The 12,234-nt window shown below is 34.2% G+C and carries 14 protein-coding genes and 1 pseudogene; 10 read left to right on the forward strand and 5 right to left on the reverse strand.

What is annotated here, in order from left to right; genetic code table 11:
• Window positions 1-20: 20 nt before the first annotated feature.
• Window positions 21-524: a YqhA family protein gene (locus tag BMY56_RS04665; RefSeq protein ID WP_177170920.1), complete on the reverse strand. Its 504-nt coding sequence runs from the start codon at window positions 522-524 to the stop codon at window positions 21-23.
• A 229-nt stretch (window positions 525-753) separates the two neighbouring features.
• Here BMY56_RS04665 and BMY56_RS04670 point away from each other — a divergent pair.
• From BMY56_RS04670 to BMY56_RS04685, 4 genes and pseudogenes are all read left to right on the forward strand, one after another.
• Window positions 754-1,044 (forward strand): annotated as a pseudogene (locus tag BMY56_RS04670) (glycosyl transferase family 2); the annotation flags it as partial.
• A 306-nt stretch (window positions 1,045-1,350) separates the two neighbouring features.
• Complete coding sequence (locus BMY56_RS04675; protein ID WP_091620598.1) at window positions 1,351-1,530, forward strand: hypothetical protein; 180 nt, start codon at window positions 1,351-1,353, stop codon at window positions 1,528-1,530.
• Window positions 1,531-1,556: 26 nt separating this feature from the next.
• On the forward strand, window positions 1,557-1,832 hold the full coding sequence (locus tag BMY56_RS04680) for a hypothetical protein (RefSeq protein ID WP_091620601.1): 276 nt from the start codon (window positions 1,557-1,559) through the stop codon (window positions 1,830-1,832).
• 170 nt (window positions 1,833-2,002) lie between these two features.
• On the forward strand, window positions 2,003-2,200 hold the full coding sequence (locus BMY56_RS04685; protein WP_091620603.1) for a hypothetical protein: 198 nt from the start codon (window positions 2,003-2,005) through the stop codon (window positions 2,198-2,200).
• Between the two features lie 120 nt (window positions 2,201-2,320).
• Here the strand turns inward: BMY56_RS04685 and BMY56_RS04690 are convergent, their stop codons facing one another.
• The 3 genes from BMY56_RS04690 to BMY56_RS04700 form a co-directional block, all read right to left on the reverse strand.
• Window positions 2,321-2,737, reverse strand: a complete 417-nt coding sequence (locus BMY56_RS04690; protein ID WP_091620606.1) for a hypothetical protein — start codon at window positions 2,735-2,737, stop codon at window positions 2,321-2,323.
• 227 nt (window positions 2,738-2,964) lie between these two features.
• Window positions 2,965-3,642 (reverse strand): class I SAM-dependent methyltransferase, encoded by a 678-nt coding sequence (locus tag BMY56_RS04695; RefSeq protein ID WP_091620609.1) that lies wholly within the window; start codon window positions 3,640-3,642, stop codon window positions 2,965-2,967.
• 111 nt (window positions 3,643-3,753) lie between these two features.
• Window positions 3,754-5,556 carry a DUF885 domain-containing protein gene (locus BMY56_RS04700; protein ID WP_091621795.1) on the reverse strand — a complete coding sequence of 601 codons (1,803 nt, stop codon included), beginning with the start codon at window positions 5,554-5,556 and terminating at the stop codon, window positions 3,754-3,756.
• 298 nt (window positions 5,557-5,854) lie between these two features.
• On the opposite strand from BMY56_RS04700, the gene BMY56_RS04705 reads away from it, so the two are divergent.
• Complete coding sequence (locus BMY56_RS04705) at window positions 5,855-7,381, forward strand: carboxylesterase/lipase family protein (RefSeq protein ID WP_091620613.1); 1,527 nt, start codon at window positions 5,855-5,857, stop codon at window positions 7,379-7,381.
• Window positions 7,382-7,503: 122 nt separating this feature from the next.
• Window positions 7,504-8,220, forward strand: coding sequence for an SGNH/GDSL hydrolase family protein (locus tag BMY56_RS04710; protein ID WP_091620616.1), 717 nt, complete (start codon window positions 7,504-7,506; stop codon window positions 8,218-8,220).
• 191 nt (window positions 8,221-8,411) lie between these two features.
• On the opposite strand, the gene BMY56_RS04715 is transcribed toward BMY56_RS04710, so the two are convergent.
• Window positions 8,412-8,702, reverse strand: coding sequence for a Dabb family protein (locus BMY56_RS04715; protein WP_091620618.1), 291 nt, complete (start codon window positions 8,700-8,702; stop codon window positions 8,412-8,414).
• Window positions 8,703-8,752: 50 nt separating this feature from the next.
• On the opposite strand from BMY56_RS04715, the gene BMY56_RS04720 reads away from it, so the two are divergent.
• From BMY56_RS04720 to BMY56_RS04735, 4 genes are all read left to right on the forward strand, one after another.
• Window positions 8,753-9,130, forward strand: coding sequence for a nuclear transport factor 2 family protein (locus BMY56_RS04720; protein WP_091620621.1), 378 nt, complete (start codon window positions 8,753-8,755; stop codon window positions 9,128-9,130).
• Window positions 9,131-9,182: 52 nt separating this feature from the next.
• The gene (gene speB, locus BMY56_RS04725) at window positions 9,183-9,965 is read left to right on the forward strand and encodes an agmatinase (protein WP_091620624.1); all 783 of its coding nucleotides are present in this window, start codon (window positions 9,183-9,185) and stop codon (window positions 9,963-9,965) included.
• A 53-nt stretch (window positions 9,966-10,018) separates the two neighbouring features.
• Window positions 10,019-11,362 carry an MptA/MptB family glycosyltransferase gene (locus tag BMY56_RS04730; protein WP_091620627.1) on the forward strand — a complete coding sequence of 448 codons (1,344 nt, stop codon included), beginning with the start codon at window positions 10,019-10,021 and terminating at the stop codon, window positions 11,360-11,362.
• 239 nt (window positions 11,363-11,601) lie between these two features.
• Window positions 11,602-12,234 carry a GNAT family N-acetyltransferase gene (locus BMY56_RS04735; RefSeq protein ID WP_091620630.1) on the forward strand — a complete coding sequence of 211 codons (633 nt, stop codon included), beginning with the start codon at window positions 11,602-11,604 and terminating at the stop codon, window positions 12,232-12,234.

The following is a 12,234-nucleotide window of genomic DNA, read 5'->3' on the forward strand; positions in this document are numbered from 1 at the left end:
AATTCCAATAAATCTTATTATTAATTATGGTTTTTATTTTTAAGAGTAATACTAAACCAAATTAGAACTGCCATGGTTCCAATAATTACAATCCCAAAATTTAGTATTTTATCATGTTCATCGTATTCCACTATTTTTTGCAATAAAAAAGTTGATAGAAATAATACAATCACTTTTGCGATGTGTCGCTTAAGATCGTTTAAATCGTCAATTTCCATCCAGGTATAACCTTCAAAGGGCCCAATAAACAATTTATACAAACCAATGGCTAAAATATATAAAACTATAACTAATAAATAAATATCAATAATACTTATAATTCTAGCTGACACTATGTTCATGTTAATAGCATCTAAATTCTTAATGCCGAGAACAAAAATATCTTTGATTATAATAACAAGTTTGTGTATTCCAATGAGTATGAGTATACCCATAGAAATAAAAAGTACAATAACTGAAGTAAATGAAAACCACTTTGTACTCCTTAAAAATCTCTTTAATCGGATGTCGTTAACTTTTTTCAAAATCATAGCTTCTTAAGAAATAAAGTAATGGTAAAAAACTGAATTGTAAAATGATATGGGTCACCTTCAATTCACTCTATAGTATAGTTATACTTTTGTAATAACAGTTTACTCCCGTTGATCAAACAATATAAATTATCACCAATAATTATTGCCTGTTTTAAAATCTATGTTACTAGCATAAAATTATCTCCTCATGTTCAGAAAATCCAAATTCAATCGAATTTCGATGAATATATTCTTTACATTTTTCTCGGTAGCCTTAGGTTTCTCTTTACACAACACCATTGCTGTAATAGAAGGCCACCATGGGTAAGTGAAGTGAATTTGGAAAGGAAATAAGTACTTGGCTAAAAAATTGTCCCCAAACATGATATTGGAATTAGCCCTAATGATTTACTTCATGTTCGACATGTACAGCGCTATACCTTTAAATGATTTTCGATTGTTTCCTTTTTATTTTATGTTATCCTTGGACTTTGGCTTTGTATTCTTTAAATCTTTGACTTCAAGAGCTTAGAATTACAGTTATATTGTATTTAAAAAAGGGATGGTAGTTAGCCATCCCTTTTTTAATTCAGTAACTACATGAAGGTATATTAGAAATTTTCTAAAGGACTTTTCACCTTTGATAGACATTGAGGTGTAACCTCGGTATATATTTGTGTGTTGTGAAACATTACCAAAACGAATAATAGTATTTCTAGCCAACCACGGACTCTAAAAGAATATGCATTATTTAAGGAATATTAACAAAATGAAGTTAAGGTTACGATAGAGCAGATTACACCTTTTGAAATCGTTGTTTAAACCCTATATTTAATTTATGGCTAAGAAAATAAACAATATAGAATCCATTGAATACGCTCTAGTTCACGGTGAAATAAAGGCAGGTCATGGTTTTGCATCTGGAAAAGGAAAGGATGAGAGATATCCGGAAGGAACTTTAAAACAACAATTGAAGACCAAGGAAAACTACTTCAGTTACTTGGTTATGCTTCATTAAGTGTAGTTATAAGCACCCATAAAATAATGACCAATGTCTTTGGAAGAACAAACTCACAAAAAGATAGAGTTACTCGCGATGAAAATATGGAGCTGGAAAAAGAAATCAGCACTAAGTATTCAAAGAAAACAATAGCTGAAAGTTTCGATATTATAGAAAAGAATATTGATGGTTTTCTTACGTACTGCATGTCTCAAAATGATTTTTCAGAATTATCACAAGCAGAGAATACAGTAGAGATTTGGGAATATCTAAAGGCTAGAAGTATTGAATTTAAACAGACGGAATTATTAAAAGAATAGTTCTATTTATAAAATCTGTCAGAAAAATAAAAGCTACATCACTAACAATGAACATGATCCTCAGGCTTAATAAAAAGTTTTGTGTATTCCTGCAGGCAGGCTTATGAAGACTTCAATTTCAAACGCAATAAGGAGAAGATTTTATTTGTACAGAAAAAAATAGCACCAACATGAAGAAACCAAACTTAGCGGTATATATAGCCTTAATTGTAGTGGTAATTGGATTAATTTTTCAATTTTTAGAAATGGGTCTTTTTGGTGAAAATCCTATTTCTGGAATTACTAAATATCATCAAATATTATTTTGGGGAGGAATTGCCATTTGGGCCATTGGCCATATGAAGAAAGAGTCATCAGATAAAGAATAAAAACAGTTACAAATAATTTACAAAGGTCATAAAATATAGACCGATGTAGAAAACTTGTAACTGTTTTAACAACAGACTACCATTATAATCTCTGTTATTATTAAAATAAGTTCTTACTTCTTATTTAAAAAAATGCACATAAGATTCTTTTATATTTAAGTTTGCTGGTTGCGGAAATTCTGCATGAACAATCAATGTATTCTCATGACGTTGTTCTAAATTATTCAAAACTTTTCTGTTTAATAACAGAATAGTTGAGTGACCATGATTATCCAATTTATCTAAAACTGTTTCTCCATTAAACTCACATATCCAATGAGTTTCAGCCATATTTTCTTCATAAAAAAATTCAATCGTTGGTGTTTGAAAGTAATCGTGATCACCTATTCCTTCAAAATCAAATACTAAACGAAGTAATCCGCTTTCAACATTGATATCTTCATTATTAATTCCCAATTCAGCAAAAGATAATTTACCAGAACGTGGTTCATTGAATTTTACTTTAATTTCTCCTTGGTTTACTTCTACCTTGCTCATTTAAATTTGTTTTAATTATACTATCAAAACTAGATAACGTATGTAATTAATAATATGACATTTGTCAGCAACCATGATTGATTACGAAAATCCACTAAACAGCGTTCAGAAATTCAATAATTTATTTAAAGAGCACATTTTAATTCATCGAATTCCTGATAGATTATTAGCAAGATTTCCTTTTTTTCTTAAACAAGAATTAAAACATAGCCTAAAAATAGATAGAGCTAAAAAACTTTATAAATTGTAGTTACAATAACCCCTTTTTGACCGAGTGCGACACTAGAAAGAACATGTTTTTGTTCTTTCACCTTAAAGTTAAATGGTGGAGCTAATAGGTTTACACCACTCTGTTTTTTCAATCGAATTCCCTGTCCTGAAATAATATCTTTGTTGGGTATGAATTCACCTTCGGGTAAATGTTCTGTAAGAATCACATATTCGAAAGCGGTTAACTTATGTACAATAGTTCGTATTTCTGCATTCGATATGTGTTGTAGTACTTGTCTCAACAAAACACAATTTGCAAAAGGCAAATTATCTACAGCAATATCTAAACATTGAAACTCTAAATTATCATGTTTAAACTTTTTCTTGTTATATGCTATTAGGTCTTCTACAATATCTACCGCAACATACTTCTCTGCATACTTTACGAGCTCTTTACCAACATTAAAATCTCCACACCCCAAATCGCAGACCGACATAGGCTGTTCAAACGATTTTAAAAATGATGTAACCACTTCTATATATGGTTCTATAATTTCAGGATGATGTGATCCATCACCCGAATAAAAATTTGAAGTATCATCTCCCCAAAGTTGCATGGCATACACTTGTTCCATAGCATCTTTGGTTGGCCAAGGCTTCTTTATATTTTTCTTCTCACTTACTTTCTTCTTCACAAGAAACTATTTGATTTTTGAAAACAACAATCGGAATTTAAGGGACTTCATTAAACACCAAGTGCAGTAAGATAAATATACCTTACTGCACTTTATTGTCAAAGCTATAAGTTACTTCTGTGTACTTATCCAAGTTTTTACTCTGCGCTCTAGTAATTCTAAAGGTAAAGCGCCAGCGCCAAGAACGGTATCATGAAATCCTTTAATATCGAATTTATCACCCAATTCCGTTTCGGCCATTTTACGTAATTCTTGAATCTTTAGCATACCTATTTTATACGAAGTCGCTTGACCCGGCATAACCATGTAGCGTTGCACTTCTGCCTTAATTGCTCCTTGAGAAATAGACGAATTATCTGTAAAGTACTTTATTCCATCTGCTTCGGTCCATCCTTTAGCATGTAAGCCTGTATCAACAACCAAACGAATGGCTCTCCAAATTTCATTTACCAATCTGCCAAAATCATAATACGGGTTTTGATAACCGCCCATTTCCTTTGCTAAAGCTTCTGAGTATAAGCCCCAACCTTCACTGTATACACTAAAACCTGCTTGCGTTCTAAACTTAGGTACCGATTCTAACTCTTGCGCAATAGAAATCTGCATATGGTGCCCAGGATTCCCCTCATGGTACGCTACACCTTCCATCGTGGTTTTAGGCATCGCATTCATATCGGATAAATGCACATAATATGTACCTTCTCTAGAACCATCTGGTGTGCCGGCAGAATAATGTTGCGGAGCACCATCTTGCTCACGAAATGCCTCAACTCTTTTTACTTGTAATTTCGCTTTTGGTAAAATCCCAAAATAATCTGGTAACTTCTTTGTTAAATCATCTAAATATTTAGTTGACTCATCTAAATACCCTAGCCTTCCTTCATCCGTATTCGGAAAGAAAAACTGCTTATCGGTATTTACAAATTTGAAGAACTCGTTTAAATCACCTTCAAAACCAACTTTTTCCTTAATGGCCATCATCTCGCCTTTTATTCTAGCAACCTCTTTCAATCCTATTTCATGAATCTCATCGGCAGTAAGTCCTGTTGTTGTAAATACCTTTAATCGATAATTGTAAAAATCTTTTCCATTCGCATGGCGACTAACCCCTGTTGGTGTTGCTTCAGCGTTATCTATTTCATCTTCTAACCATGATAATAGATTTTCATAGGCCGGTTTAAAGTAGTCGTTAATAGCTTTCTCTGATTGTTCTTTAAGAGATGAAGCTTCTTCAGCGGTTATTTTTTCTGAAGTTACCAGCGCATCGATTTTTCCGTTCATGTCATTTAAAACCGGCATACCATTTTTTAATGCATTAGTTTGGGTAATAACCGTCTCAAATGCAAATTTTGGAGGTAAAATACCAACAGCAGCCTGTTCTTTTGCTCTTACTACTAACTGATCTATACCTCTGGCTGTTTCCTTAATTCGAGATATATAGGCATTCATGTCTGAAAGGCTATCTACTTTATGAAAATTGATCAGGTAACTTGGTAGTCGGGCATGTAAACCGCGCATTTGATCAAACACATAGTCCATATTTTCGAAAGCTGCACCTTCTTTCATGATTTCGTGCTGATACACCCATAAATCATAAGACGTTTGGTCTGCATTATTTAGTTTATCATAGTCAAACTTTTCTTTTAACTCTTTCGTGCTTTCTTCATACCAAGCCAATTCTTTCTCCTCTGCGGCCTTACTTAAATCATCAATTTTATCATACTGGTCTTTACGCCCCTGTGCAGTTAGCCCTAAGGGACTCATTTGTAGTTGCTCTTCATATTTTTCATCGAACCATTTATTTAATTCTGCTGTTTGGTCAACTTCTGGTTTTGGTTCTTCTTTACAAGAGAAAAACAGTAAAAAAGCAATTGAAAAGGTGGTTGCAATACTAGTGGTAATAATTTTTTTCATAATCATTTAATTTGAATTGAGTCAGTTTTAGTTGTATTAGCAAAGGCTAAAGCTAGATAATTTTGGAAGAAATTTAAAGATATAGTAATTTGTTCAAAACCATTCCTTCCACAAAAAAATTCCTTGAAAACCAAAACTCTTACTTCAAACATTTTTTACGGATTGATGACTTTATACGATGTTTGATGTATTCCCATTACCTAAAAATCATTCAATAAGTAGTATCTTAGGACTACCACAAAAAAGTTGAATCTAAGTTTACAAAACGTATCAACATCTGGACTTTTAAAACCATACTATGAAATATTTGTTCATCTTAATAGGTAGTCTATTTATAGGATGTAATCAACCTAAGGAAACCGTTATTGTAACCGACAAGGGTAAAATAGAAGGTAGTTTCAATGCAGATAAAACGGTGCGTATCTTCAAAGGAATTCCCTTTGCTGTACCACCAGTGGGTGATTTGAGATGGAAAGCTCCCCAACCTGCAACCGCTTGGGATGGAATTTTGCCATGTACCGAGTTTGGACCGAGCCCCATTCAAAATGTACCTGAACCTTTTTATTGTTGGACAGAAGAATTCATTGCCAAACCCGAACCTATTAATGAAGATTGTTTATACCTCAACGTGTGGACAACCGCAAAATCAGAAAACGAAAGACAGCCAGTTATTGTTTGGATTTATGGAGGCGGATTCACCAGTGGCTCTGCCAATTGTGATATTTATGATGGTGAAGAACTGGCTAAAAAAGGTGTTGTATTTGTCAGCATGAATTACCGTGTAGGCGTTCTTGGTTTTATGGCACACCCTGAATTAAGTAAAGAATCTGGATATGACGCATCGGGCAATTATGGTTTCATGGATCAAATAGCGGCACTAAATTGGGTGCAAAAAAATATCGATGTATTTGGGGGAGACCCTAATAATGTAACAATCGCCGGGCAATCTGCAGGGGCATTCAGCGTAAATACATTAATTGCCTCTCCCCTTGCCGAAAATCTGTTTCACAAAGCCATTTTACAAAGTGGTGGGTTATTAGGAAGTAGTAGGGCGCAAACATTAGCAGAAGCTGAAGCTACAGGAATACGATTTATGGAAAAAGCAAAAGCATCCTCTATTAAAGAACTGCGGCAATTGCCTGCTGAAGAATTGCAAAGTATGAGTAATGATTCTGAAATAGGTAGAGTAGGAATTACAAAAGATGGCTATGTTGTACCAAAAGATTTAATGGCTTATTTTAAAGATGGAAAGCAGCAACAGATACCGGTAATTAGTGGTTGGGTAACCGGTGATGGAGATTTTTTAGGAGGAGATGAAATGACTGTTAAAGAATATAGGGAGGAAGCAATTGCAAATTATGGTGATAAAGCAGCATCTTTTTTAACGAATTTTCCTGCGGATACAAATGAGGATGTTAAAAAGATGAAAAGTAAATTGGGTATGCTGAATTTTGCAGGAATACCATCACATCTATTGGCAGAATACAATACACAGCCAAGCTATCTGTATCAATTCGGCCATGTACCCCCGGAAAAGCAAGATTTTCCAAACTACGGTGCTTTTCACACCTCAGAAGTACCGTATGTACTTCATACACTTCATACATGGAATCGTGATTGGAAACCTTCGGACAAATCAATTGAGGACGCTCTATCTTCGTATTGGGTAAATTTTGCAAAAACAGGAGATCCGAATGGAGATAACTTGCCTATTTGGAAAACATACAACAAACAATCTGGCAATATCATGGTCATAGAGGATAATGTGCTTGGTTCAAAAGAAGGGTTTCTGAAAAGCGAATTAGATTTTTTGAGTGAATTATAAATTTAAAGTTTAGGCATTACGGTAGCTATCAAAAACACTATAAAGTATTCGATTTAAAGACATAAGCCTATTTATTATTTCTGGCAAATAATTTGATTTTGACATTTAAAATATACACTTCTATGAAAATATATTTCAATTATTTAACCTTTCTATTTCTTTTATTATCTGGCAGTATTTTTTCACAAACCACCTTAGATTCCTTATCACTAAAAGGTTCTTTTAATTTTGGAAAATCTGTAGCCGTATTTGGCGGTTCTGTTTCTGTTATTCCAGAAAGTGATAGCGCCAAAGTTTTATGGAAAAAACATTTAGGGTTGTCCATTACCAATTTCGGCGTTCCAGGTGCTGGTTTTTCTTCTTTACAAGGAAAATCTATGCAACAACAAGTAGATGAAGCGGGTGTATTTGATATTTATATCCTTTGGGCTTCAACAAATGATTACACAAATAAAAGAGAAGTAGGTTCCTATACCGATTTTACAGAATTTGACAATTACAATACTGAAAAACTAACGACGCAGGCAGGAGGCATTAACTATTGTATAAAAAAGATTTATGAGATTAATCCGAATGCAACCATCTACTTCTTTACATCAAGTAAAGCTTTTAATGATAGAGGTGCCTATGACCCATTTTATTCAGAAGGTATGGTACAACATGTTAATATGCAAAAAATGATTTGTGCGCTCCATGGTATTCCTGTTCTTGACCAGTTTCTTTTAGGAGGTTACAACATATATAATAAGGATTTGTATTATCGTGACCCTATTCATATGAATGTTTTGGGGTACAAAAAATTAGGTGAATTACAAGTCTCATTTTTAGCTTTTCCGTAGTTAGAAACGGCAAAATTTAAAAATAAATCACTTGAGAGATTCACGTACAATAAAATTAATACCTAACGATAATGAAACATTTGCATTTACCTCCATTGTGTTTTAAATAAAAATCTATAATTACATTTACGCACATGTCATTCTAATAGGCTTTACCCACATGACTCCTAATTATGTCTAAAAGCCGATTTCTACATCAATTCATAATCCAATTCTAAAAAATCTTCTACATACGCCGCCCAGTATCGACTAACAAAAGCGGTATGTTCTGCATGCTCGCTATAGGTGTTGTATGTTTGCAAAGAATCGAAATCCATTGAAAGGGCATATTCATAATGGCTCTTTGCACTAATTTGACGTAGGCACTCAAAATTTTCAACTCCGGGTATTGAACGAAGGTCTCCAGCTGCTTTCAAAAAAACTGATTCTTCCTCAGAACCTTTTGCATACTTTAGTTTAAACGTTACTGTATGTTTAATCATATGTATATTTTTAAGTAGGCAAAGTACAGAAAACCGATATATTTATAATTATGAATCTAGAAGAAAACAAAGAGAATGCCATCGCCTTTTATAAAGCCGCATACTTGGGCCAACCTAAATTGGCCATTGAAAAATATGTCGGCAAAGAATATATTCAGCATAACCCTACAGTAGCAACCGGCACACAGGGCTTTATCGATTATTTTGAACGAATGCAAGAAGAATATCCAAACAAATCTATAGAATTTGTTCGTTGCATTGCAGAGGAAAATCTTGTTGCACTTCATACTCACCAAACATGGCCGGGTAATGACCAGTATGTCACCATGGATTTTTTTCGGTTTGATACAAATGGAAAAATTTGCGAACATTGGGATACGATTCAGCAGATTCCTGAAAAATCTAAGAATCCGAATACGATGTGTTAATTCTCCTTACGATTTAAAATATATTATCGACTATAACCAACAAATCATCCAAATGAAAAATATAATTATCCAAGGTATTAATTGGGACGCGAAATCATCTTTTCAAAAAGGACCGGCAAAAGCGCCAGATCTAATTAGAAAAGCACTTTATAGCGATTCAATGAACTTATGTACCGAATTAGGCATTTCAATTGAAAACGATGCTATTTCAGATAAAGGTGATTTTATTATCAACGAGTATTTTGACATTGCCGCAACCACAAAAAAACATCTTGACACAGGTTCAAAAGTGCTTACACTGGGTGGAGACCATTCCATAACTTTCCCGATTATAAAAGCATATCACGACCAACACCCTAAACTAGACATATTACATATAGATGCGCATGCTGACCTATACCACGACTATGAAGGCGACCCCTATTCTCATGCTTGCCCTTTTGCACGTATTATGGAAAATGGTTTTGCTGTTAAATTGGTTCAGGTCGGTATCAGAACTTTAAATCCACATCAAGCGGCACAGGCAAAAAAATACAAGGTTGATATACACGAAATGCGCAATTTAGACCTAAACAATATTCCCAAATTTAAAAATCCGCTATATATTTCTTTAGATATGGATGGTTTTGACCCAGCCTTTGCGCCTGGCGTATCGCACCATGAACCAGGCGGACTTTCATCACGACAAGTAATCAATTTAATTCAAAGTATCGACACGGAAGTTGTCGGGGCTGATATCGTAGAATATAATCCGGATCGTGATTTTCAAGATATGACCGCGTACTTAGCTGCGAAAATGATGAAAGAACTTTTAGGCAAAATGTTGGAACAGTAAAATTATATTCCGATTAAAACTACTAAATTGTATTGCTCATAAACCAACCCCCTATGTCGAATTCCATTAGTAGATTTTTGAAACTCCATAAGGTTTCTTCGATATTAGTGGCATTGAGCATAGTTTTCTATTTTACTTTTGCTTACCATTTGCAACGAACCGATTTCCCCAAACTACTGGGACTCTTTTTTGCACTTTTTCTGCTCTACTTTAAACTTATTCAGTTCGAAAAATGGAATCTTAAATTTCTATTGGTAGTAGGCATCATTTTTAGACTGGTTTTCATTTGTACGGAGCCGAATCTATCGCAAGACTTTCATCGGTTTATTTGGGATGGGCATTTGGTCGCCAATGCTATAAACCCATATTTGCATACACCCAATGATATAATTGAAAATATCGCGAATGTGATTCCTAATGCTCATGAATTGTATGAGGGCATGGGTAGTTTAAGCGCAAAACATTACAGTAATTACCCGCCATTAAATCAACTGATCTTCGGTTTGACCGCCCTTATTGGTGGTAAAAGCATGTTCGGTTCACTGGTTGTAATGCGCATAACGATACTTTTAGCCGATATAGGTATTTTCTATTTTGGAAGAAAGCTGTTGAAAAACCTCAACAAATCGCCTCAATTAATTTTCTGGTACTTTTTAAATCCATTAGTAATAATAGAGCTTACCGGCAACCTTCATTTTGAAGGTGTTATGCTATTCTTCTTTATACTTTCCATGTTTCTTATATCAATAAACAAATGGATATGGGCTGCCGTTATCATGGCCTGTTCTATCTCTATTAAGCTGGTACCTTTGTTGTTTTTACCACTCTTCCTTAGGTATTTTGGATGGAAGAAAAGCATGATGTTCTATAGTGTAATTGGAGTAACAACTCTCTTGCTATTCCTACCTTTTTACACACCAGAATTCATAGCCAACTACACCAAAACTATAAGCCTGTGGTTTTCCAATTTTGAGTTTAACGCCAGCATATACAATATCATAAAACAAACTGCGATACAATTTGATGCCAAGCCATGGGAATTTATAAAGGTCTATGGTAAAATTACGCCGCTATTAACCATACTAGTGGTAGTGTTATTTACATTTCTTCCTAAAAGAAAAGATTTAAACCAGGTACTTGCCTCTATGATGTGGGTTTTGACCATTTATTATTTTATGTCGACTACCCTGCACCCTTGGTATTGTATTTTTCTTGTGCTACTTGCCATTTTTACTTCTTACAGATATGCTATAATATGGTCTGCAGCTATTGTACTTAGCTATTACACATATTCACAGGCCGATTTCAAGGAAAACATGTGGTTACTCACTATTGAATATTGTGCAGTATATGGCTTTCTATTTTACGAAATAATCGCACATAATAACAAAAAGTAAAGTTTTTGTAAAAAATTTCTCATGGGTGTTGTCAAATAAATATAATTTGTACATTTACCCTGTAATGAACGAAGAAATCTACTTTTTATATAGTACCGTGAGCCCAGTTGCTCTTGCGCGTCCGTTCACATCTCGCCGTCGTCGCCCGTAAGGGTAATATATATTTATGGAATTAGGTGAGTCCATTTCCGCACAGAAAATCAAAATTATTTTTTTTACACTTTTAAATCTATTTGGCAATGAACTTAATTGTTGCTAACGAATCACATTTTAAATACGCCCAAGATATTTGTGACACCATAGCAGAATCTGCTAAAGTTCGTGGTACAGGTATTGCAAAAAGAACTCCTGAATATATACAGAGAAAACTATCTAACGGTAATGCCGTATTGGCACTAGACGGAGATAAATTTGCAGGCTTCTGTTATATAGAAGTATGGGGGCATGAGAAATTTGTTGCAAATTCGGGACTTATAGTACACCCAGATTATAGAGGTCAAGGACTTGCCAAGAGTATAAAAGCCAAAATTTTTGAACTCAGCAGAAAAAAGTTTCCCGATGCTAAGATATTTGGCATAACCACAGGACTAGCAGTGATGAAAATCAACTACGAATTGGGATACAAACCTGTAACCTTTTCTGAACTGACCGATGACCCAGAATTCTGGAAAGGCTGCCAAACCTGTAAGAACTTCGATATTCTTACTCGAACAGAGCAAAAAATGTGCTTATGCACCGGTATGCTCTATGACGCTAATAACAAGAAAAAAACTGTAGAAGTCAAGGAAGTAAATAGCAAAGCCTTTACAAGATTAAAAAGTATCAAGGAAAATTTGTTCTTGAGAAAAAAAGAAGAGAAGAGTAAATCATAA

The organism is Maribacter orientalis, assembly GCF_900109345.1.
GTDB classification, from domain to species: Bacteria; Bacteroidota; Bacteroidia; order Flavobacteriales; family Flavobacteriaceae; genus Maribacter; species Maribacter orientalis.